This is a genomic window from Emcibacter sp. (assembly GCF_048269205.1).
Lineage (GTDB): Bacteria > Pseudomonadota > Alphaproteobacteria > Sphingomonadales > Emcibacteraceae > Emcibacter.
The window spans coordinates 171,924-195,400 of record NZ_JBLXJC010000003.1 but is presented as its reverse complement, the minus strand read 5'-3'; the positions used below and the strand labels follow the sequence as shown (position 1 = coordinate 195,400).

Below are 23,477 nucleotides of genomic sequence, written 5' to 3'. Positions count from 1 at the left end.
TGGAACAATGCAGTTTTACTTATAGTCTTTATTAATCGCAAGGAAACAGACATACTGTTGCCGTTAACCATGATTGACTAAAAGGTCAGCGAAAGGAGAATGGATATGAAAAAACTGGCGTTATGCTTTATGGCGATGATCCTCATGACGGGGGCAACACTTAGCGGTGCCGCGGCAAGTGATGTGCCGTCCGGCATCTATATTCTTGAGAAAAAACATGCCTATCTTCAGTTCTCCTATAGCCATATGGGAGCGTCGCATCCGATCATTCTGTTCCGCAATTTTGATGCCACCCTGCATTACAATTCAGGCAATGCGGAAAGCAGCAAACTGAAAGTCACCATCGACCCAAAGAGCATTGATTCGGGCCTTCCGAAATTCGATGAGGAACTGGCCAATGACGCGAAGTTTCTGGATGCTGGAAAATATCCGGAAATCACTTTTGTTGCGACAAAGCTGGAACAGACAAGTGAAGGCAAAGGCAAAATGACCGGCGACCTGACCATCAAGGGGGTGACCAAACCGGTCACGCTGGATGTGACCCTCAATAAAGCGGCTAAACACCCCATGAGCGGACAGCCGATGCTTGGTTTTTCCGCAACCGGCAGCTTCAAGCGGTCTGATTTTGGCGTGGGGTATGCGGTGCCGATGGTTGGTGATGAAATCATCATGACCATCGAAGTGGAATTCATGCCGTCCGCATAGTCATGACGGAACGCTACAGCACCATTGCCATTCTGCTGCACTGGCTGATCGCTTTGTTGATCGTCGGGATGGTCGGCATGGGTCTTTATATGACCGGCCTGCCCGATGAACGGATGAGCGAAAAGTTCGAGCTATACCAGCTGCACAAGTCGTTCGGGGTTACAGTGTTGTTTCTTTCCCTGGTCCGTCTCATCTGGCGGCTTACCCACAAGCCGCCATCCCTGCCGGGTCACATGCCGGACTGGGAGCGGTTTGCGGCGAAAGCGACGCACTGGGCCTTTTACGGACTGATGATAGGCATACCTTTAAGCGGCTGGGCCATGGTGTCGGCCTCTCCCTGGAATCTGCCGACGGTGCTGTTTGGCGCGATCGACTGGCCGCATCTGCCGTATTTTTCCACAGTAGCCGACAAAAAGGCCGTGGAAGGGATGCTCAAGGAAGTGCATGAGCTCCTTGCTTTTGGCATGTTGTTTCTTCTGGTGCTTCATGTTGCAGCGGCACTGAAACATCATTTTATCAACAGGGACAATGTTTTGTGTCATATGTTGCCTGTGGTGAAACCGCGGGAAGAATCAGGAAAAAAACAGTGAAAAAGGTAACGGGTGTCTTTCTGACATTTCTTTTTATGGCGCTGCTGCCGGTCAGGGTGTCGGCGGCGGAATGGATCGTGGATTATGACAAGAGCCGGCTCGGGTTTTCCGGGCTTCAGACCGGCAACGCTTTCACCGGTATATTTGAAAGCTGGGCCGCGCATATTTCGCTTGATCCGGAAGACCTCTCCACAGCGGCCATAAACGTTGAAATTGACATGTCTTCCGTCGATACCTTCGACAAGCAGCGTAACGAGGCCCTGCCCGGAGCGGACTGGTTTGATGTGAGCCGTTTCCCAAAGGCTATATTTAAGTCTGCAAGGGTCACTCATCTCGACCACAATCACTATGAGGCCGCGGGAACCCTGACAATCCGGGGGGTCAGCAAACAGGTGACCTTGCCGTTCCGGATGGATATCAACGGCGACGAAGCCATTGCCATCGGCGGTCTCACTCTGGTTCGTTCAGACTATGAAGTTGGTCAGAATATGTGGTCCAGCGGACAGTGGGTGGGCCTTGATGTGAAAGTCACCTTCGAGTTGCGCGCCAGCAGAGGCGAATAATTGTTTTAGCGCTTGTCCGTGATCCGGGTTGGAGGCTAGTCTCGGGCCGGAAAGCTGAAGTCGGGAGGCGTCTGTCACATGTCTGCAAATCTATATGAAATCATGCAAAACCGTTTCGGGGACAAGAGGGATCGACCGGCCATTGTCACGCCGGAAGGCGGGCTCTGGACCTATGGTGATCTGGATGACCTGAGCGCCCGGTTTGCGGGACTGCTGCGGCGCTATGGCGTGAGCCCCGGGGCCAGGGTGGTGATGCAGGTGGATAAGTCGGTGGGCGCTGTGGCGCTTTATCTTGGCGCGCTTCGGGCCGGGGCTATCTTCATCCCCCTCAATACCGCCTATACCGACGACGAAGTGGACTATTTCCTGAAAGATGCCCGGCCGCAGATTTTTGTCTGCCGCCCGGAAGGGGAGGAAGCGGCGGAACGGCTGGCCGCCGGGGCAGGGGTTCCGTTTCTCAAGCTGATGGGAACCACACCGGATAACTGCTTCTGGGCCGAGGCCCTGCAAGCCGATCCCGACCCGGACATCGAAGATTATGAAGAGGATGACCTGGCCGCGATCCTTTATACGTCAGGGACCACCGGCAAACCCAAGGGGGCCATGCTGAGCCACGGTAACCTGTCCAGCAATGCCCTGACCCTGCTGGACTACTGGGCCTTTGAGGACGGCGACGTACTGCTGCATGCCCTGCCGGTGTTTCATGTGCACGGCCTGTTTGTGGCACTGAATACGGCGTTCCTCAATGCCTCCAAAGTGATCTTCCTGGAAAAATTTGATGTGAAGCTGATCCGCAAATATCTGCCGGAAAGCACCATCCTGATGGGTGTGCCGACCTTTTATACCCGCCTGCTGGCGGAAGAGGATTTCGGGAAAGAGGACTGCGCCACCATGCGGCTGTTTATTTCCGGTTCCGCCCCCATGACGGCCCAGGTGCATCGGGAATTCGAAGACCGCACAGGTCACCGGATACTTGAACGCTATGGTATGACCGAGGCGGGCATGATCACGTCCAACCCTTATGATGGCGAGCGTATTGCCGGTACGGTTGGATTTGCTCTGCCCGGGGTGGACGTGCGGGTTACTGACGAAGAGGGTAACATCCTGCCACCCGGGAAAACAGGTGTGGTAGAGGCGCTGGGCCCCAATATCTTCCAGGGCTACTGGCAGATGCCGGAAAAAACCTCGGAGGAATTCCGCGACGACGGGTTTTTCATCACCGGCGATGTGGGCAGCCTGGACGAGGAAGGCCGGCTCACCCTGGAGGGCCGGGCCAAGGATCTGATTATTTCCGGCGGGCTCAATATCTATCCCAAGGAAATCGAGTCCTGCCTTGATGCGGTCGAAGGGGTGAGGGAAAGCGCCGTCATTGGTATTCCCGATGCGGACTTCGGTGAGGCGGTGGTGGCGGTTATTGTCCCTGACGGGGAGATCGGAGAAGCAAAGCTGAAAGAAGTGGTGGGTGAGAAGCTCGCCCGTTTCAAGCACCCGAAGATTTATCATTTCATGGATGAGTTGCCGCGCAATACCATGGGCAAGGTGCAGAAGAATCTGCTGAGAAAGCTCTATACGGCCTAAATTTCTGTCCGCAGTCCCCGGCTTTCTTTCAGGGACTGTTTCAGATATTCCATAAGCAGGGAAATGCGGCGCGGCACATATTGCTGGCCGGGATACATGGCCCACATGGTCACCGTGTCGAGGGAGTAATCCTGAAGCAGGGGCACCAGGCTGTCCGGGGCGGCATAATCCAGGTAGAATTCGGGTACCTGCAGGATGCCGAGCCCGGCTTCGGCAGCCTTGATCAATGCCCGGCCGTTATTGGATTTCCAGTTGCCGCGCACGATATATTCGCGGATATCGTCTCCCTCCCTGAAACGCCAGTAAGGCAGAGTGCCCACAAGACAGTTATGATCGTCGAGATCAGCAGGTGTTTTGGGCATTCCCCGTTTTTTCAGATAAGCCGGGCTTGCCGCTGTGACCAACCCGTAGCTGCAGAGTTTGTCGCCGGACAGATGGCCCTTCTCGGGAAGTCCGGCCCGAATCGCCAGGTCGAAATGTTCTTCGTGCAGATCCACCAGCCGGTTGGTGAAATTGACCTCGATCGTGACCTCCGGATAGAGGATGAGGAAGTCCGCGAGGATCGGCGACAGGAAGTCCTCTCCAAAGGCCCCGGCGGCGGTCAGTCTGATCAGGCCGCGGGGATTCGTCAGCTCCTCGCCCAGGGCGTTGCGGGCCTCGTCCAGGTTCTGCAGGATTTTCTGGCAGCGCATGAAGAAATCTACCCCCTGGTTGGTCAGGGTCTGTTTTCGGGTGGTTCGGTGCAGAAGCTGCACACCAAGGCTGTTTTCCAGCGCCCGGATCTGTTTCGAGACGTGGGACTTGGACACATCCAAAGCCTTGGCGGCGGCGGAGAAGGAGCCCTTCTCCACCACATTGACGAATTCGATTATGCCGGTCCAGCGATAGTCCATTTTGCCTCAATTGTTTCTATATGGAAACACTCTGTTGAATTATAAATAAATTGTAGCTCCTATGAAATCAATGTAATTTACTGGCAAAAGAAATCAAATTTAGGAGACTGATGTCATGGAAACCCGTGCAGCCGTGGCCTTTAAGGCCGGAGAACCCCTGTCAATTGAAACTGTCCAGCTCGAGGGCCCGCGCAAGGGCGAAGTGCTGGTTGAACTGAAAGCCACCGGCATCTGCCATACGGACGCTTTCACTTTGTCCGGCGATGATCCTGAGGGGGCCTTTCCGGCGATCCTTGGTCACGAAGGTGCAGGTGTCGTGGTCGAAGTCGGTGAAGGTGTGACCTCCCTTGCCGTTGGTGACCATGTGATCCCGCTCTATACCCCGGAATGCCGGGAATGCGATTACTGCCTGCATCCCAAGACAAACCTGTGCCAGTCCATTCGCGAAACCCAGGGGCAGGGCGTGATGCCGGACGGTACCAGCCGTTTCTCCCTCAACGGGGAAAAGATCCTGCATTATATGGGCTGTTCCACATTCTCCAACTATACGGTGCTGCCGGCGATTGCGCTGGCGAAAATCCGCAAAGACGCGCCTTTCGAGAAGGTCTGCTACATCGGCTGCGGGGTTACTACCGGCGTTGGCGCCGTGGTCTATGACGCCAAGGTGGAGCCCGGTTCCAATGTGGTGGTGTTTGGCCTCGGCGGAATCGGCCTGAATGTGATCCAGGGCGCGCGCATGGTTGGCGCCAACAAGATTATCGGCATCGACATTAACGAGGGCAAAGTGGAAATGGCGAAGAAATTCGGCATGACCGATTTCATTAACCCGACCAAATGCGACAATCTGATCGAGGCCATCCTCGACCTGACCAACGGCGGCGCCGACTACAGCTTTGAATGTATCGGGAATGTGAACACCATGCGTCAGGCGCTGGAATGCTGTCACAAGGGCTGGGGCGAAAGCATAATCATCGGCGTGGCCGGTGCCGGCCAGGAAATCTCCACCCGTCCGTTCCAGCTGGTGACCGGGCGCGTGTGGCGCGGGTCAGCTTTCGGCGGCGCGCGTGGCCGCACCGATGTGCCGAAGATTGTCGACTGGTATATGGACGGCAAGATCAACATCGACGACCTGATCACCCACACCATGCCGCTGGAAGACATCAACAAGGGTTTCGACCTGATGCATCACGGCGAAAGCATCCGCAGCGTCGTACTTTACTAAAGGGGATAAACTGTGTCTGAACTGATCGTCGGCGAACACCGCTGTTTTGACGGCCGGCTGCTTTATTGTGAACACACTTCAGCAGTTACCAATTGCAAGATGCGGTTTTCCCTTTATCTGCCGCCCGCGGCGGAAAAGAGACCGGTACCACTGGTGACCTGGCTCAGCGGCCTGACCTGCACCGAGGAAAACTTCACCGCCAAGGCCGGGGCCTATGGCAAGGCCTCCGAACTGGGGCTTGCCATCCTTGCGCCGGATACCTCCCCCCGCGGTGAGGATGTCGCCGATGACGAAGGGTACGACATGGGCCAGGGCGCGGGCTTCTATGTGGACGCCACCGAGGCGCCCTGGAAGCCTCATTTCCAGATGTACAGCTACATCACACGTGAGCTCAGGGAACTGGTGCTTCGGGAATTCCCGCTGGATTCGTCCCGGCTCGGTATTTTCGGTCACAGTATGGGCGGTCACGGGGCACTGACCATCTATCTCAAGAACCAGGATATCTATAAATCCGTTTCCGCCTATGCGCCGATTGTGTCCCCGATGAATTGTCCCTGGGGGCATAAAGCGCTCTCAGGCTATATCGGGGATGACAGGGAAGGCTGGAGGCAGTATGATTCCTGTGAATTGATGAAGGCGCTTGGCGATGCCTCTTCCCGTCCGGAAATCCTGGTTGACCAGGGACTGGGCGATCCGTTTCTGGAGGAGCAATTGAAGCCTGAACTGTTTGACGAAGCTTGCGCCGGGGTCGGTCAGAAGCTTACCCTGCGGCGGCATGACGGGTATGATCATGGATATTTCTTCATCCAGACCTTTATGGACGACCATTTGTCGCACCACGCGCAACTTCTGGGGTAATTTATGATTTTAATGAATGCCCCCTTGCCGCTGGGAAGCGGGGCATTTTATTTTTTATTGTAAAATAGACGCCATAGACCGTTCCCATAATTATAATTTATGCTATGTTGCATGCAATCAAAGTGTAATTAGATTTCAGAATTTACGCCAAGATGCGGTATTATAAACATAATTTATGCCTATTAAAATTCTGCCTTATACGGAATTGCATGCAATTATGGGAGTGGTTGGGTAATGAAAAAAGTTTGGGACTCGCAGAGAGCAGGCCAAATCATTGAAGAATATAGCGAAGTAGCCGGCGGGCTGCTTGAGGCGCTGCATGCGCTTCAGGCTGAGTTCGGCTATATTGACGAGGCCGTCTATACCTCTCTGGCCGATGGATTCAATATCTCCCGCGCTGAAGTCTACGGCGTCGTCAGTTTTTATCATGATTTCCATGACCATCCGACCGGCAAGCGAGTCTTGAAAATTTGCCAGGCAGAGGCCTGTCAGGCCATGGGGTCCCGCAAGCTTACCGAAGAAGTCCGGGACATGCTGGGCATTGATTTCGGGGAAACCACCAAAGACGGTGAAGTGACCCTCGCGCCGGTCTATTGCTTGGGCAACTGTGCCGTCAGCCCCAACGTCATGCTGAACGACCGGGTATATGGCCGGGTAACCGCGGATCGTCTGAAATCACTGCTGAAGGAGGCTCAGCTGTGAGTGACGTGGTAAAGATTTATATCCCGCTGGAAACTACAGCACTGTCCCTTGGCGCCGACGAGGCGGCTGTGGCTATTTTCGACCAGGCCACCGACCGGGGGCTTGAGGTGGAAATGATTCGCAACGGCAGCCGGGGCCTGAGTTGGCTGGAGCCGCTGGTGGAAGTGGAAACCGCTAAAGGGCGGGTTGCTTACGGACCCGTAACGGAATCGGACGTAAAGTCATTGTTTGAGGCGAATTTTCTTGAGGGCGGCGACCATCCATTGAAGCAGGGCCTGACCGAGGAGATTCCCTACCTGAAGAAACAGGAACGGCTGACCTTTGCCCGAGTCGGGCTGATTGATCCACTTGATCTGGAGGATTACCGTGCCAATGGCGGGCTCTCCGGCCTGGAAAAGGCGCTGGGGATGGATCAGGCCGATATCGTCAGGGAAGTGACCGACTCGGGCCTGCGTGGCCGTGGCGGGGCGGCCTTTCCGGCGGGCATCAAATGGAACACGGTACTGGGGGCGCAAGCCGACCAGAAATATATTGCCTGCAATGCGGATGAAGGCGACAGCGGCACCTTTGCCGACAGATTGTTGATGGAGGGCGATCCCTTCTGTCTGCTGGAAGGCATGACCATTGCCGGGCTGGCTGTGGGCGCGACCAAAGGCTATATCTATCTGCGCAGCGAATACCCTCTGTGCCATGAAATCCTGAACGAGGCGCTGCAGGTGATGCGGGACGCCGGTTATCTGGGTGACGATATTCAGGGTTCCGGTAAATCCTTTGACGTGGAAGTGCGCAAGGGCGCCGGTGCCTATATCTGCGGCGAGGAAACCAGCATGCTGGAAAGCCTTGAAGGCAAAAAGGGCCTGGTGCGAGCCAAACCGCCGCTTCCGGCTCTGGAAGGGTTGTTCGGCAAACCTACGGTGGTCAACAATGTGATCACCCTGGCCTCTGTACCCTGGATTCTGTCGAACGGCGGAAAAGCCTACGCGGATTTTGGAATGGGCCGGTCCCGTGGTACAATGACATTCCAGCTGGCTGGCAACATCCGTCAGGGCGGCCTTGTGGAGAAAGCTTTCGGTGTCACCCTCAGGGAACTGATGGAAGACTTCGGCGGTGGTACCCTGACTGGTCAACCCGCGCGTACAGTCCAGGTGGGCGGTCCGCTCGGCGCCTATCTGCCGGAACAGCAGTTTGACCTGCCGATGGATTACGAATCCTTCAGCGCGGAAGGGGCCATGGTCGGCCACGGTGGCATTGTGGTCTTTGACGACAGCGTGGACATGGCCGAACAGGCCCGCTTTGCCTTCGAATTCTGCGCGGCGGAATCCTGCGGTAAATGCACCCCCTGCCGGATCGGGTCGGTCCGGGGGATGGAAACCGTGGAAAAGATCCTCCGCGGCGAACATGTAGACCAGAATCTGCAACTGGTTGAGGATTTATGTGAAGTGATGGAAGACGGGTCATTGTGCGCCATGGGCGGCATGACTCCCTATCCGGTGAAATCGGCAATGAAGTATTTTCCGGAAGACTTCCGGTCACCACGGACACAAACGGAGTGAGATAAGATGACTCTGATCAGGGACAAGGACTTTGGAACCCCGGCGCGCACCAGCGACAAGCAGGTGACGCTGGAAATTGACGGGCGCAGCGTGAGCGTGCCCGAAGGCACCTCGGTCATGCGGGCGGCATCGGAGGCGGGGGTCAATATTCCCAAGCTGTGTGCCACCGACAAGCTGGAATCATTCGGGTCCTGCCGGCTGTGTGTCGTGCAGGTGGACGGCCGTCGCGGCCTGCCGTCAAGCTGTACCCTGCCGGCGGAAGAAGGCATGAAGGTCACCACTGAAAACGAAAAGCTGGCCCGGGTACGCCGTGGGGTGATGGAGCTTTATATCTCCGACCATCCTCTGGACTGCCTGACCTGTTCTGCCAACGGCAACTGCGAGCTTCAGGATATGGCCGGCCAGGTCGGCCTGCGCAATGTGCGTTACGGCTATGACGGGGAAAACCATCTCGAGGCTGAAAAGGACGAAAGCAATCCCTATTTCACCTTCGATCCCAGCAAATGCATTGTCTGCTCCCGCTGTGTGCGGGCCTGTGAGGAAGTGCAGGGTACCTTTGCGCTGACCATCGGCGGCCGCGGATTTGACAGTCATGTTTCTGCAGGGGCAGAGCAATCCTTCCTGGAAAGTGACTGTGTGTCCTGCGGCGCCTGTGTGGATGCCTGCCCGACCGCGACCCTGATGGAAGACAGTGTCATTGAAATGGGCCAGCCCGAGCATTCCGTCATCACCACCTGCGCCTATTGCGGTGTAGGTTGTGGCTTCAAGGCGGAAATGAAGGGCGGCGAAGTGGTCAGGATGACCCCCTGGAAGGATGGCAAGGCCAACCATGGCCATTCCTGCGTGAAGGGTCGTTTTGCCTGGGGATACGCCACCCATCAGGACCGCATCACCAGCCCCATGATCCGGGAAAAGATCACCGATCCCTGGCGTGAAGTCAGCTGGGACGAAGCCATCGACTATAGTGCGAAGCGCCTGAAAGAAGTGCAGGAGAAATACGGCCGCAAGTCTGTTGGCGGTATTACCTCCTCCCGCTGTACCAACGAAGAAGTCTATGTGGTGCAGAAGCTGATTCGTGCCGCGTTTGGCAATAACAATGTGGACACCTGTGCCCGTGTCTGTCACAGCCCGACCGGATATGGTCTCAAGGAGACACTGGGGACCAGCGCCGGCACCCAGGCCTTCGACAGTGTGATGGAAGCGGATGTGATCATGATCATCGGCTCCAATCCGTCGGATGCCCACCCGGTGTTTGCCTCACAGATGAAGCGGCGGCTTCGCCAGGGCGCGAAACTGATTATCGTCGACCCCCGGGCCATCGAGCTTGTCAAAACACCGCATGTCAAGGCGGACTATCACCTGGCGTTGAGGCCCGGCACCAATGTGGCCATGATCAATGCGCTGGCCCATGTCATTGTCAGCGAGGGTCTGGAACAGACGGACTATATCCGCGAACGCTGTGATATGGAGGCCTATGAGGCCTGGCGGGAATTTGTCCTGCGGGATGAAAACAGCCCGGAGAACATGGCCGAAATCACCGGCGTGCCTGCCGAGGACATCCGTGCCGCGGCCCGGCTCTATGCTTCCGCCCATGACGGCAAAGAGGGCCGTGCCGCCATTTATTACGGACTTGGCGTGACCGAGCACAGCCAGGGCTCCACAATGGTGATGGGCATGGCCAATCTCGCCATGGCCACCGGCAACATCGGTTTTGAAGGCGCGGGGGTCAATCCCATGCGCGGTCAGAACAATGTGCAGGGCTCCTGCGACATGGGCTCTTTCCCCCATGAACTCCCCGGGTATCGTCCCGTCTCTGATGACGCCACCCGCGGCCTGTTCGAAAAGGACTGGGGTGTCAAACTGGATAACGAGCCGGGACTCAGGATTCCGGGCATGTTCGATGCGGCCGTGGAGGGCAGCTACAAGGCCATGTATATCCAGGGCGAGGATGTGGCCCAGAGCGATCCCAATACCCACCATGTGGAAGCGGCGCTCCGAAACCTTGACTGCCTGATCGTGCAGGACCTGTTCCTGAACGAGACCGCCCGTTTCGCCCATATTTTCCTGCCCGGCACCAGCTTTCTGGAAAAGGACGGCACCTTTATCAATGCGGAACGGCGCACGAGCCGGGTCCGCAAGGCCATGCAGCCGAAGAATGGTCCGGATGGTCAGGGCATGGATGAATGGGAAATCACCTGCCGCATTGCCCGGGCCATGGGCTATGACATGCACTATAATTCCGCTTCTGAAATAATGGATGAGATTGCGCGGCTGACACCGTCCTTTGCTGGGATCAGCTTTGATAAACTGGACAGGCTTGGCAGCATTCAGTGGCCCTGCAATGACAAGGCGCCGGAAGGCACCGAGACCATGCATGTGGGCGGCTTTGTCCGCGGTAAGGGTAACTTTGTGGTTACCGAATATGTGCCGACCAAGGAAAAAGTCACCCGGCGCTTCCCGCTGCTGCTGACCACCGGCCGGATTCTCAGCCAGTATAATGTGGGCGCACAGACCCGCCGCACAAAGAACAACATCTGGCATGACGAGGATGTCCTGGAAATCCATCCCCATGATGCGGAAGAACGAAATATTGCCGAAGGCGATCTGGTCAGTCTTGAAAGCCGGATGGGAGAGACTACCCTTCGCGCCCATATTTCCGAACGGATGCAGCCAGGTGTGGTTTATACCACATTTCATATGCCAGACACCGGGGCCAACGTGGTGACCACTGAACTGAGTGACTGGGCGACGAGCTGTCCGGAATACAAAGTGACAGCGGTGCAGATACGCCGGACCAACAAGCGGTCGGACTGGCAGGAACATTACGACGAGTTTACGGAACAGACGCGGCATATCGCAGAATAGAAAATCCGGAACGGGCGGGAAATTATCCCGGCCCGTTCTTCCGGTTTTTGTTAAAAATATTTGTCTGTTTTGTGAAAATCGTCGGGTTATTAAGGGCTTGTGCGTTAAGATCGGTTGCCAAAACCGTTTAAAAAAAGTACAACAGGTATGAAAATACAGTGAAGATAAGCCAAAATTCGCTTTCTGAAGATACGCTAACTTCCTGATTTTTAATATATTCCCGGAATGAACCGGGGAGAATCAAGTGCGTGTATTGCGCATAGAAGTTAATAGACGATCAATATGAAGGACGAATAAATGGCAACTGGTACTGTCAAATGGTTTAACCCCACCAAAGGTTTTGGTTTCATTCAGCCCGATGATGGCGGCTCAGATGTGTTTGTACATATCACCGCTGTTCACCAGGCCGGACTGGAGTCTCTGGACGAAGGTCAGAAAGTTACCTACGAACTGGAAGAAGGCCGTAACGGCCGGATGGCAGCAGGGAAAATTTCTGCAAGTTAAGAAGCGGACTTGTTTCGAAGAGAATGCGGCAGGAAATCCTGCCGCATTTTTTGTTTTCAGACGGCTTGCTTTCTGCCGCCGCGGCCGAGGAAGTCCAGAAGCTCGTCGAGCCGTTCATTGATCTGTTGCAGGGGCAGCTGACCTTCAATGGCCCGACATAGCAGGAACTCCGGAATTTCGCGGGCCTGTTCCTTCAGGGATTCTCCGGCTTCGGTAAGTGTAAGACAAACCTCCCTTTCATCTTTCTTCCCCCGTGATTTCAAGAGCAGTCCCCTGGTGGCGAGACGCTTCAGGACAGGGCTCAGGGTGCCTGAATCAAGCATCAGCCGGTGTCCGAGGTGACGAACGGTGATTCCTCCGGTTTCTTCCCAAAGAACCAGCATCACCAGATACTGGGGATAGGTCAGGCCGATGGTTTCCAGTAACGGCTGATAGACTTTTGTGATAGCGCGCGAAGCGGCATAAAGCCGAAAACAGGTCTGGTTTTCCAGTTTGAGCAGTCTATCGTCTTCAGGCAGTCCGGTCATTTGGTCTGACCCAGGAACTTCTTGATATCGGCCGAAATCTTTTCCGGTTTTGTCATGGGGGCATAGCGTTTGACGATGGTGCCGCTTGGATCGATCAGGAATTTGGTGAAATTCCATTTGATCTTGCGGCTGCCGAACAGGCCTGCAGCTTTCGACTTGAGCCAGACGAAAAGCGGCGCTTCATGTTCCCCGTTTACGTCAATTTTTTTGAAAATGGGGAACGTCACGCCATAGTTCAGCTTGCAGAAACTTTCGATTTCATCCTGGCTGCCCGGGTCCTGGTTTCCGAACTGGTTGCAGGGAAAGCCGAGAATTTCAAGCCCCTCGTCCTGCCAGGTCTGGTACAGGGTTTCCAATCCCTCGAACTGTGGCGTGAAGCCGCATTTGCTGGCGGTATTGACAATCAGCAGGGTTTTGCCCCGGTATGGTTCCAGGGTGGTTTCCTCGCCGTTCTTCTGTATTACGGGAATGCTGTAGATCTCTGACATGACAGGTGGCCTCTGTGCAGTTTAAAAATTAAATTGTGCACAATTTAATTTTTCTGTCAACCGGGTGGAAATCAGACGGTTGACAGGAGTATGTTTCTCTGCCGCATGTGATCTGATATGAATAGCAGGAAAAGCAGGGAGATTGAGTGATGGATCTTGGAATAAAGGGCCGCAAGGCCATTGTCTGCGCTTCGAGCAAAGGGTTGGGCCGGGCCTGCGCGGAACATCTGGCGGCTGCCGGTGTGGATCTGGTGCTGAATGCCCGGACCAGGGGGCCGCTGGAGGAAACGGCAAAATATATTCGTGACACATATGCTGTGAAGGTTACGCCTGTTGCGGCGGATGTGACGACGGCGGACGGTCAGGACGAGATTTTTGCCGCCTGTCCGGCGCCGGATATTCTGGTCAATAATGCCGCCGGCCCGCCAGCCGGTGACTTTAGGGACTGGGACAGGGAGGACTGGCACCTGGCGCTTGACGGCAACATGCTGGCGCCCATTGAAATGATACGCCGCTCCTTTGACGGCATGATCGATCGCAAATTCGGCCGCATCGTCAATATCACCAGCGCCGCGGTCAAATCGCCGTTCAAGCCGCTTGGTCTCTCAAACGGGGCCCGGGCCGGTCTTACCGGCTTTGTCGCCGGCATTGCCCGGGACGGCGTGGCGCATAACGTGACCATCAACAATATCCTGCCCGGTCTTTTTGCCACCGACCGTATGACGTCGCTTCTGGACATGATTTCGACCCGGGACGGTATTTCCGAACAGGAAGCCATTGATATGTTTGCCCATAGCTTTCCGGCGGGGCGGCTTGGCGATCCGGACGAGTTCGGTGCCCTTTGCGCTTTTGTCTGCAGCGCGCGGGCGGGGTATATCACCGGCCAGAACCTGCTGATTGACGGCGGCGATTATCCGGGCACCTTCTAGGACATAAAAAAACCGGGGCCACAGGGCCCCGGAGAATCGGAAGGTTGATGTCCGGGAGGGTCATGCCTTCCCGGATCGTTCAGGGAGGAACGTTCTAGAAGGCATATTCTGCCGTAAGAGTGAAGGTCCGCGGGTTGCCGTAAAAGGCGGTAACGGACCCTTCGAGGCCAAGGGTCGGGAAGTTATATCCCGCCACCTTATAGTGATCGTTTGTCAGGTTTTTGCCATGTAGCCCGATCCGGAGACCGCTGTCAGCCGAGGTCCAGACGATGCTTGTGTCGAGCAGGGCAATGCCTTCCTGATCCAGCAAATGATTGGGATCCTCGAACTGATAGATCTTGCTCTTGTAGGAGATGGCGCCGATGATGTTCAGGGTGCCGTCTTCACCGAACATGCCAAGGTCGGAGGCATGATTGAGCGTGAAGTTCATGGTCCATTCCGGCGTGTTCTGGAATACTTTGTCATCGGAAATGTCCACACCCTGAACCAGCCACTCCTTGTAGTCGGCATTGATATAGCCAAGGGCGACATTTGCAGTAAGGTTTTCTGACACCAGGGCCGTCATCTCGAATTCCATACCCCAGATTTCCGCCTTACCGGCGTTGGTCACGGTGCCGACAAAGCTGTCGTTTGTACCGTCATTGTCGGTATCGATAGCAACGGAGCCCGGGATCTGGACATCTTTGTAGTCACTGAAAAAGGTGGCCACATTCATGTTGACGCGACCGTCTGCCAGGGTTGACTTGACGCCCAACTCATAGCTGGACAGGATTTCCGGCTTGAATCCTTCTGCAGCCCGGTCATCGCCACGCGGATCGAAACTTCCGCCCTTGAAGCCCTGGGAATAGGACGCATAGACATTGATGTCTTCATCGGGCTGCCATTTCACTGTTACTTTCGGCGTGAATTTCTCATCGGTGCGGCTTCTGTCGAAATCGGCAGGTTGGGCGATCAGGACCGTATCATCATTGCCAAAAGCAGGGGAGTTGAGTCCAAGATAGGTCTGGCGCAGTACCTGGGCGCTGCGTTTGTCGCTGGTATAACGGCCGCCGAGGTTGATGCTGAATTCTTCGTTGATGTCATAGTTGACGTCGGCAAAGATGGCCCATGTGTCTGTATCCACATCCCCAAGGGTGTAGGCCGTTACCCCAAGGCCGCCAAGAACCACATCGAAGCTGTGGTAGGCATTGGCTTTCAGGTAATAGAAGCCGACCATACCCTGAAGTTTCTCGCCTTCATAAAGGACCTGCAGTTCCTGACTGAACTGATCATTCTTGTAGATGGCCGGCACGTCCAGATCGGCAGCCGGCAGGCTGTCAAAATCGATGGGTGTCGTGGTGTCGTCTTCACGATAGGCAGTGATGGATTTGAAGGTGACTTCTTCGTTGAAGTTCCATTCGATCAGGCCGGAGACGCCGCCCTGGGTGACCTTCTGTTCGCCCACTATCCCGGCCCGGGTGTCAAAGACATCATCCAGGACAGGAGCACCGGTTAGATTGCCGACCTGAAGACGGTGACCGGATTTCTCGTTGGAGGTATCCTTGCTGTAATCCCCCATAATCCGGATGAACAGGTTATCAGTCGGGGTGAATTCGGTGGTCAGACGGGTACCGAGCAGGTTCTTGTCATAATGTTCTTTGCCGTTGGTCAGGTTTTCCCCGAAGCCGTCGCGGCTGAAATATCCCACAGACCCGCCGATTTTAAAGCTGTCGCTGATCGGGGTGGAGGCGGAAACAAGGCCGTCCAGCTGCATATAGGTCCCGACGCTGCCTTTGACGCGCACTTCTGTTTCATCACCCAGGCGTTTGGTGACATATTTGATGGCGCCGCCGATGGTGTTGCGGCCATAGAGCGTGCCCTGCGGGCCACGCAGAACCTCGATCCGCTCCACGTCATAGATTTCCAGAACTGCGCCCTGGGGACGGTTCAGGTAAACATCATCCAGATAAATACCGACACCGGATTCAAAACCTGCCACCGGGTCCTGCTGACCCACACCGCGCATGAAGGCGGTGATGGTGGTGTTGGTGCCGCGGGAAACTTCCAGTGTGGTGTTGGGCACGCTTTGTGCCAGATAGGTGATATCCTGCGCGCCGATCTGGTCAAGACTGTCACCGCTGAAAGCGGTTACAGCAACAGGGACGCTCTGCAGGCTTTCCGACCGGCGACGGGCCGTAACCGTGATTTCCTCAAGCATGAAGCCTTCGTCGGCTTCCTGGGCGCTGGCCCAGCCGGGCGCTGTCACAGCGACGGCACCGGCAAGGATACTCGCCAGGGAAACGGAATGTAAAAATTTCGATTTAATCGGTGTTCTGTTCATCAGAAGTACCTCCCAGAAGTGTTTTGGTTCCCGGTCGATGAAGTAGACATCAACCCAATACGCATGACGGGTTTCTTGATTATTTCCCGCTCGACGACTGGAAACCTATCACAGCTTTTATGGCTGCGCCCTATAGACCTAGGTCCATATACCCATCTGCCGCTGTCGTCTCATAGAATGCGAGTCAATTTTATGATAATCGATAAAAATCAAGTAGTTATAAATATAGACTGGGAGGTTGAACTAAAATCATGCTGAGTATGGCAGGTCTGGTCGGCGGACTTCTTCTTCTTATTTACCTCACCATCAGGGGGGTGAGCATCATGATTGCCGCCCCTCTTTGCGCCCTGATTGTGGCATTGAGCGGGGATCTTTCCCTGATGCCCCAGTGGGCCGGGGAGGAAGAGGCCAATTATATCAGCAGCTATATGTCAGGCTTCACCAGATTTATCTTCAGCTGGTTTTTCATGTTCCTGCTTGGTGCCGTCTTCGGCAAGGTGATGGAGGATTCCGGCGCCGCCTACAGTTTTTCCGACTGGGTCATTGGCAAGCTCGGCAAACGCAATGCGGTTCTGGCGGTGGTCGGGGCCTGTGCCATTCTCACCTATGGCGGGGTCAGTGTCTTTGTGGTCGCTTTCTCTGTCTATCCTATCGCTCTCAGTCTGTTCCGGGAAGCCGACCTGCCACGCCGCTTTATTCCGGCAACACTTGCCTTCGGGTCAGTGACCTTCACCATGACCTCCGCCGGTTCGCCGGAAATTCAGAACTGGATTCCCATCAAATTTCTCGGCACCACCCATTTTGCCGGTTGGCAGGTGAGCCTGGTGGTGGCGCTGTTTATGATGTTGTTTGGCTACTGGTGGCTCAGTTTCATGGTGAAGAGGGCCGTGCGCAACGGGGAAAAATTCGAAATCCGTGAAGATGACGTGTTCGAGCGCAGCTATTCCTCCAAACCGCATCCGTTGTTGAGTTTGCTGCCGCTTCTGTCCGTGCTTGGGGTCTCGTTCCTGTTCCACGATACATTAAAAGAATCCGCCCTTATTGTGGCGTTGCTCAGCGGGGTTCTGATGGGGATAATTCTGAACTTCCGCCGCTTTGACAATCTTCAGAAAACCTGCGCCATTGGCGCGACAGGGGCGGTTATCGCCATTGCCAACACGGCGGCGGTGGTGGGTTTCGGTACCGTCGCCCAGGCGACACCGGCCTTTGCTGATGCGGTGACCTTCATGACCAACCTGCCGGGGAACGAGCTGGTTGGGGCCGCGGTGGCGGTCACGGTGATCGCCGGCCTGACCGGTTCGGCATCGGGCGGGCAGTCCATCGCTTTACCGTTGCTGGCGCCCCATTATCTTGAGGCGGGTGTTAATCCCGAAGCCCTGCACAGGGTCGTGGCCATTGCCTCGGGAGCGCTCGACAGCCTGCCGCATAATGGCTATGTGGTGACCACGATCCACGCCATTTGCAAGGAAACCCATCAAAACGCCTATGCGCCGCTAGGCGCGCTGACCGTTATTGTGCCGACTATCGGGCTGATAATGGCCATAGCCCTGTTTATCCTGTAGGGAGAATGATCATGCTGCTGAACCGACGACTGACCCAGATGACCGCACGTCTCGCCTGCCTGGCGGGCGTTGTTATCCTTTCTTCCTGTGCCCGGGAGGAGGCAGCATCGCAGAAAACTGCTTCCCTGATCGGGACGGAAACCCGGACCTATTATGATGGCACCGACAATGATCTTCTGACGGCGGGGCTCGGCACAGCCGGGCTGCGCGGGGTGGAGCCGCTTCCGGCCGATCTGCTAAAGCCTACAGTAGAGGAAATTCGCCGACTCACCATTTATGCCAACTTCCGCGCCCTTGTGGATGTGAGCGAGGCCGGTGGTTACGGCCGCCTGTACGGGCCGGAAGGGGACGGCAAGGTGGCTGGCTATGAATATCTGGTCATGGGGCGAATTGAGGGCCTTAATCATCCCGTGACCTATATGGTGCAGGTGCCTGATCATTTCGACCCCGCCGCGCCCTGTCTGGTGACGGCGCCGTCTTCCGGCGGACGTTCGGTTTACGGTGCTGTGGGCACCGTGGGTAGCTGGGCCCTGCCGAAAGGCTGTGCTGTCGCCTATGTGGACAAGGCCACCGGCATCGGCATGGAGTTTCTTGGCGACAGGCAGGTTTATGACATGCGTGGCCGTCTGGTCAAAGCCGGGGAGGGAGACACGCCCTTCCAGCTTGAGGAAACGGATGAACTTAAAGCCTATGCAGAAGAAAATCCGGATCATATCGCCCTGAAACATGCCCATTCAAAAGACAACAGCATGAAGGACTGGGGCCGGACCGTGCTCGAATCGATCCGGGTCGCCTTTTACATTCTCAATAAATATCACCGCCCCGAAGAGGGCGGAAAAGACTATAACAAAGACACTGTGACGGTGATGGCGTCCAGTATATCCAACGGAGGATACAGCAGCCTCAAGGCGGCGGAACAGGATGAGGACGGGCTGATCGACGCCATTGTGGTCTCGGAACCCAACCTGTCCCCGGATATGGCCGGTGTGGGACCGGTCTCCATCGCCTGGGGTGATCGGGAGCTTCAGGCAGAGGGCCGGCAGTTTCTGGAATACAGCAATAAACTGAATGTGCTGCTGGCCTGTGCCCTGCTCACCGAACCGGCAAATGTGCCGCTCAGGGCCTTTATTCCGCTTGGCGATCTGGCGCTCGGCAACCGTTGCCGGACCCTGAAAGATAAGGGGCTGGTTGAGGGAGAAACTGCCGAGGCGCAATCAAGGGATGCGCGCGCTCAGCTTGAAGCCTACGGCATTCTCAAGGACAGCAGCCTGATGGACGGCTTTTCCGTACTGCTCGAAGTGGGACCCTCGGTGGTGGGGGACTACGCCGCGGCATACGGGCGCTTCGGAGTCGAAGACCGGCTTTGCGGTCTCGCCATTGCGGCCACCTCGAAGACCGGACTGCAGGAATCCTATCCGATGGAGCGCCGGCATGTAAACTTCGCCAAAAATACAGGCATGATTCCCAATAATGACATTAACTGGGTTAGAAAGGCCCCGACCGGATGGATGCGGGCGATGTTTGTGCCCAATGCGGAAACAGGTCTGATGGATTTTGATGCCACTGGCGCCCTGTGCCTCGACCGTATGGTCCGGGAGGATGCTGCCGTCCGCAAAGGCATGGACGAAGTCCGGAACAGCGGCGATCTTGGCGGCCGTCCGGCAATCATTGTGCATGGCCGGCGGGACAGTGTTATCCATGTCAACTTTTCCTCCCGTCCCTATTTGGCCCTCAACAGGTTGAGGGAGGGTACTGCTGCAAATCTGCATTATTACGAAATCCGCAATGGTCAGCATTTCGATGCTTTGGCCGGTCTTCCGGGTTTCGCCGCCCGGGTGGTGCCCATGCATTATTATTTCGAGCAGGCCCTGGACCTGATGTGGGACCACCTGAAGAAGGGCGCCCCGCTGCCACCGAACCAGCTTGTGAATACGGGTGAGCGGGGCATGGCCCCGGACGGGACGGTACCGCCGTTATCCACAGAGCAACTGCCCGCCATCTCCGCCACGCCGGGGAAAATGGAAATTACATTTGACGGCAGTCGCCTGACGGTACCAGAATAGCCGGGTCAATAAGGGCATATAACAGGCTGACGGGAGGGCGCATCCGAGTTGGCAGACCTGCTGAGTAACTGGAGCATCATTCTGGTTTCCCTTGTCTTCATGGGGGGACTGTTCTTCATGGCCTGGCTCGGGGACCGGCGGGCGGAGGCCCTCAACCGGTCCCGCTGGCGTCCGGTGATCTATGGCCTTGGTTTCGCGGTGCACAGCACCACTTGGGCCATGTATGGCACCATCGGTCAGTCGGCCCAGAACGGCTGGATCTTCGGCCCCACCTATGTGGGCGGCATTCTGGTGATGCTGTTTGCAATCGGTTTCGTGGAGAAAATGCTCACTGTCGGGCACCGGCAAAATATCACCTCCATCGCCGATTTTATTTCCGCCCGTTACGGCAAGTCCCAGTCGCTGGCCATTCTGGTAACCCTGGTCGCCATTGTCGGGGTTACCCCCTATATCGCCCTGCAGCTCAAGGCGCTTGCCGGCAGCTTCAATGTGCTGACAGGTGGTTTTGCGGAACAGAACTGGCCCTCTTCCTCACTCCCGTTCGGCCGGGATACGGCACTGTTTGTAGCGGTGCTGATGATGCTTTTTTCCATCCTGTTCGGTACGCGCCGGATCGTCTCCTCCGAGCGGCACGAGGGATTGATGCTGGTGATTGCCTTTCTCTCCCTGTTCAAGCTGATGGTTTTTATCGGGGCGGGCCTTTTTGTCACTTACGGGCTGTTTGACGGACTTGGCGACCTGATCGATGAGGCGGCACTTGCCGGAATATATGACCGCGTGGCGGAAACCCGGTCCACAGAATACAGCTTTCTATCCTCCATTTTTCTCGGCGCGCTGGCGATTTTCTGCCTGCCGCGCTCCTTTCACGTGATCGTGGTGGAAAACACCCGGGTCGAGGATCTCAAGATCGCGCGCTGGATCTTCATCGCTTTTCTGTTTCTGATCGGCCTGTTTATCTGGCCCATCACCAGTGCCGGATTGCTTCTTCTGCCCGTGGACGCCAATGCGGACATGTTTATCCTGAACCTGCCGCTCAGCACCGGTCATCCGCTTCTCGCTGTACTCGTTTATCTTGGCGGACTTGCGGCAGCGGTCAGCATGGTGATCATCTCCACCGTGGCGCTCAGCATCATGGTCAGTAACGATGTGGTCATGCCGTTGCTCTTGAGGCTGCCGTTTTTCGGCCGGGACAGGATGCGTGATTTTTCCGTCATCGTACCTCTGGTGCGCCGGCTTTCCATCGTGCTGATCATCAGTCTGGCTTATCTTTATTATCGCCTGCTTACCGGTTATGCGGAGCTTGCCAGCTTCGGCCTTTTGTCCATGGCCCTGCTTGGCCAGTTCGCCCCGTCACTGGTTGGCGGCATGTACTGGAAACAGGGTCATCGGCGCGGTGTGATGGCCGGCCTTGCCGCCGGGTTTGCCATCTGCTTCTATACCCTGCTGATTCCCGAACTTGCCCGTTCCGGCATCTGGGCGGAGGAGATAGTCGAGCACGGGTTGTTCGGACAGGGCTGGCTCAGACCCAAGGCGCTGTTCGGGGCCGATTTCATGGATACGGTGGGTCATGGCCTGTTCTGGAGCCTTTTGTTCAATACGGGCCTCTATATATTCGTGTCGATGAGGTCCCGGGCCAACCTGCTGGAACATATCCAGGCCGCCACTTTTACCGATCAGGACCAGAGTGGCGCAGTGGAGGATCTGGGCCAGTTTCGGGAAGTGGTCAATAACGGCGATCTTCAGATCCTGGCCGAGCGTTTCATCGGCGAGGAGGCGGCGCGGGAGGCCTTCCGCAAATTTGCCGGTGACAAGGGGTTGGCCCTGCTGCCGTCTGACAAGGCGGACGGCGCCACTATCCTGTTTACCGAACGGCTGCTGGCGGGCGCAATTGGTTCGGCCTCGGCCCGGGTGGTCCTGAAAATGGCGCTTGAGGGCCGCAATATCAAACTGGATGATTTTGTCAGTATCGTCGACGAGGCCTCCAGCGTTTTCAAATATAACCGTGATCTGCTGCAGTCTTCCATGGACAATGTAAGCCCGGGCATCAGCGTGGTGGATCATAACCTGCGCATGGTGGCCTGGAACAAAAGCTATGAAGAGATGCTCGGCTATCCGGAAGGGTTTCTTTATGAAGGACGGCATGTGTCGGAGCTGATCCGCTTCTGTGCCGACCGGGGTGATTTCGGGAGTAGTGACCCGGAAGAGGAAATCAGGAAGCGCATCGAGTATATGGAAGGCGGGTCCGCCTATACTTTCCAGCGGTTCCGCAGGGATGGCACGGTGATTGAAATGCGCGGCAAGCCCATGCCTGGCGGCGGGTTTGTCACCAGCTATACGGATATTACCGAATTTAAAAGGGCGGAAGCGGCGCTCAAGGAAGCCAACGAGACCCTGGAACAAAGGGTGGCGGAACGCACCCGGGAACTGGCCACGGCCAAGGCGGAAGCGGAAGAGGCCAATCGCAGCAAGACCCGTTTCCTGGCCGCTGTCAGCCACGACGTTCTGCAGCCGCTCAATGCGGCACGTATATTTACGTCCGCCCTTGACCAGAAGTCATACGACAACAAGACCGAGGATCTGATCGATCACCTGGATACCTCTCTTAATTCGGTGGAAGAAATCCTGAAAGAGGTGCTGGATATTTCCAAGCTGGAAGCGGGCGCCATCCGGCCGGAAATTGCCGACTTTGCCCTGGAAGATGTCTTTGCGGGTCTGAGAACCGAATTCCAGCCCCAGTTCGCGCACAAAGGGCTGGACCTGCGCCTGCCGGATACAGCTTATGTGGTGCACAGCGACCGGCAGTTCCTGCGCCGTATTTTGCAGAATTTCCTGTCCAATGCCCTGAAATATACCCGGGAAGGCAAGGTGTTGATGGGCTGCCGTCGGGCAGGAAAGAATGCCCTGCGCATCGAAGTCTGGGATACGGGCAGCGGGATTCCGGAGGAATATCAGGAACAGATTTTCGGAGAGTTCCAGCGTCTTGATTTCCTGGACCGCAATACGGAAAAGGGCCTTGGCCTCGGACTTGCCATCGTCCGGCGCATGGCCGGTATGCTCGGACATGATGTAGGGGTGCGGTCAGTACATGGACGGGGCAGTGTTTTTTCCGTGACTGTGCCGCTGGGGTGTGCAGACGCGATAACTGCCGGGACAGCAAGTGATGCCCAGCCCGGGTGGGACACTTTCGCCGGCAGGCGGGTGGTTTGCCTGGATAACGACAATTCCATCCTGATCGGTATGGAAGCCCTGCTGGGCAACTGGCAGTGCGAGGTTGCCGGATGCCGCACGGAAGAGGAGTTCCTGAAGGCCGTCGGAGAGAAGCAGCCGGATGTGATTCTGGCGGACTATCACCTGGACGGGAGCCGCAGCGGCATTGATGTGGTTTCCGGCTATAGCGCCTCCCGGGCCGCGCCGGTTCCCTGTATTATCATTTCCGCAGACCAGACAGAGCAGGTCAAGAAGGAAGCCCGGGGTAAAGGATATTACTACCTGCCGAAGCCGCTCCGGGCGGCCGCCCTGCGCTCCGTCCTGGCGAAAATCCAGGCAGAAAGCTGA

The 23,477-nt window shown here is 56.2% G+C and carries 18 protein-coding genes; 14 read left to right on the top strand and 4 right to left on the bottom strand.

Annotation, left to right across the window (positions count from 1 at the left end):
• Window positions 1-105: 105 nt before the first annotated feature.
• The 4 genes from ACN0YD_RS13230 (at window position 106) to ACN0YD_RS13215 (ending at window position 3,436) form a co-directional block, all read left to right on the top strand.
• Window positions 106-705: a YceI family protein gene (locus tag ACN0YD_RS13230; RefSeq protein WP_417320535.1), complete on the top strand. Its 600-nt coding sequence runs from the start codon at window positions 106-108 to the stop codon at window positions 703-705.
• A 2-nt stretch (window positions 706-707) separates the two neighbouring features.
• On the top strand, window positions 708-1,295 hold the full coding sequence (locus tag ACN0YD_RS13225) for a cytochrome b (protein ID WP_417320533.1): 588 nt from the start codon (window positions 708-710) through the stop codon (window positions 1,293-1,295).
• Window positions 1,292-1,858 (top strand): YceI family protein, encoded by a 567-nt coding sequence (locus ACN0YD_RS13220; protein ID WP_417320531.1) that lies wholly within the window; start codon window positions 1,292-1,294, stop codon window positions 1,856-1,858. The genes ACN0YD_RS13225 and ACN0YD_RS13220 overlap by 4 nt, the downstream gene beginning before the upstream one ends.
• 78 nt (window positions 1,859-1,936) lie before the next feature.
• The gene (locus ACN0YD_RS13215) at window positions 1,937-3,436 is read left to right on the top strand and encodes an AMP-binding protein (RefSeq protein ID WP_417320529.1); all 1,500 of its coding nucleotides are present in this window, start codon (window positions 1,937-1,939) and stop codon (window positions 3,434-3,436) included.
• Here the strand turns inward: ACN0YD_RS13215 and ACN0YD_RS13210 are convergent.
• On the bottom strand, window positions 3,433-4,329 hold the full coding sequence (locus tag ACN0YD_RS13210; protein ID WP_417320527.1) for a LysR family transcriptional regulator: 897 nt from the start codon (window positions 4,327-4,329) through the stop codon (window positions 3,433-3,435). The two genes, ACN0YD_RS13215 and ACN0YD_RS13210, sit on opposite strands and share 4 nt — an antisense overlap.
• 115 nt (window positions 4,330-4,444) lie before the next feature.
• On the opposite strand from ACN0YD_RS13210, the gene ACN0YD_RS13205 reads away from it, so the two are divergent.
• The 6 genes from ACN0YD_RS13205 (at window position 4,445) to ACN0YD_RS13180 (ending at window position 12,033) form a co-directional block, all read left to right on the top strand.
• Window positions 4,445-5,551 carry an S-(hydroxymethyl)glutathione dehydrogenase/class III alcohol dehydrogenase gene (locus ACN0YD_RS13205; protein WP_417320525.1) on the top strand — a complete coding sequence of 369 codons (1,107 nt, stop codon included), beginning with the start codon at window positions 4,445-4,447 and terminating at the stop codon, window positions 5,549-5,551.
• Between the two features lie 12 nt (window positions 5,552-5,563).
• Complete coding sequence (gene fghA / locus ACN0YD_RS13200; protein ID WP_417320523.1) at window positions 5,564-6,409, top strand: S-formylglutathione hydrolase; 846 nt, start codon at window positions 5,564-5,566, stop codon at window positions 6,407-6,409.
• A 234-nt stretch (window positions 6,410-6,643) separates the two neighbouring features.
• A complete protein-coding gene (locus tag ACN0YD_RS13195) occupies window positions 6,644-7,111 on the top strand; it encodes a formate dehydrogenase subunit gamma (protein WP_417320521.1) in 468 nt (155 codons plus the stop codon).
• Window positions 7,108-8,664, top strand: coding sequence for a formate dehydrogenase beta subunit (locus tag ACN0YD_RS13190; protein ID WP_417320520.1), 1,557 nt, complete (start codon window positions 7,108-7,110; stop codon window positions 8,662-8,664). The genes ACN0YD_RS13195 and ACN0YD_RS13190 overlap by 4 nt, the downstream gene beginning before the upstream one ends.
• Before the next feature lie 6 nt (window positions 8,665-8,670).
• Complete coding sequence (gene fdhF / locus ACN0YD_RS13185) at window positions 8,671-11,529, top strand: formate dehydrogenase subunit alpha (protein ID WP_417320519.1); 2,859 nt, start codon at window positions 8,671-8,673, stop codon at window positions 11,527-11,529.
• Window positions 11,530-11,826: 297 nt separating this feature from the next.
• Window positions 11,827-12,033 (top strand): cold-shock protein, encoded by a 207-nt coding sequence (locus tag ACN0YD_RS13180; protein ID WP_417320517.1) that lies wholly within the window; start codon window positions 11,827-11,829, stop codon window positions 12,031-12,033.
• A 56-nt stretch (window positions 12,034-12,089) separates the two neighbouring features.
• Here ACN0YD_RS13180 and ACN0YD_RS13175 read toward each other — a convergent pair whose 3' ends face one another.
• The gene (locus tag ACN0YD_RS13175; protein ID WP_417320515.1) at window positions 12,090-12,560 is read right to left on the bottom strand and encodes a MarR family winged helix-turn-helix transcriptional regulator; all 471 of its coding nucleotides are present in this window, start codon (window positions 12,558-12,560) and stop codon (window positions 12,090-12,092) included.
• Window positions 12,557-13,048, bottom strand: a complete 492-nt coding sequence (locus tag ACN0YD_RS13170; RefSeq protein ID WP_417320513.1) for a glutathione peroxidase — start codon at window positions 13,046-13,048, stop codon at window positions 12,557-12,559. Before ACN0YD_RS13170 ends, ACN0YD_RS13175 begins: the two co-directional genes overlap by 4 nt.
• 149 nt (window positions 13,049-13,197) lie before the next feature.
• On the opposite strand from ACN0YD_RS13170, the gene ACN0YD_RS13165 reads away from it, so the two are divergent.
• A complete protein-coding gene (locus ACN0YD_RS13165; protein ID WP_417320511.1) occupies window positions 13,198-13,977 on the top strand; it encodes an SDR family oxidoreductase in 780 nt (259 codons plus the stop codon).
• Window positions 13,978-14,071: 94 nt separating this feature from the next.
• Here ACN0YD_RS13165 and ACN0YD_RS13160 read toward each other — a convergent pair whose 3' ends face one another.
• Window positions 14,072-16,297: a TonB-dependent receptor gene (locus ACN0YD_RS13160; RefSeq protein WP_417320509.1), complete on the bottom strand. Its 2,226-nt coding sequence runs from the start codon at window positions 16,295-16,297 to the stop codon at window positions 14,072-14,074.
• Window positions 16,298-16,548: 251 nt separating this feature from the next.
• On the opposite strand from ACN0YD_RS13160, the gene ACN0YD_RS13155 reads away from it, so the two are divergent.
• From ACN0YD_RS13155 to ACN0YD_RS13145, 3 genes are read left to right on the top strand one after another with little or no spacing between them, the layout of a single operon-like run.
• Window positions 16,549-17,859: a GntP family permease gene (locus ACN0YD_RS13155; RefSeq protein ID WP_417320508.1), complete on the top strand. Its 1,311-nt coding sequence runs from the start codon at window positions 16,549-16,551 to the stop codon at window positions 17,857-17,859.
• Between the two features lie 11 nt (window positions 17,860-17,870).
• Window positions 17,871-19,922: a 3-hydroxybutyrate oligomer hydrolase family protein gene (locus ACN0YD_RS13150; protein WP_417320506.1), complete on the top strand. Its 2,052-nt coding sequence runs from the start codon at window positions 17,871-17,873 to the stop codon at window positions 19,920-19,922.
• Between the two features lie 48 nt (window positions 19,923-19,970).
• Window positions 19,971-23,477, top strand: coding sequence for a NahK/ErcS family hybrid sensor histidine kinase/response regulator (locus tag ACN0YD_RS13145; RefSeq protein ID WP_417320504.1), 3,507 nt, complete (start codon window positions 19,971-19,973; stop codon window positions 23,475-23,477).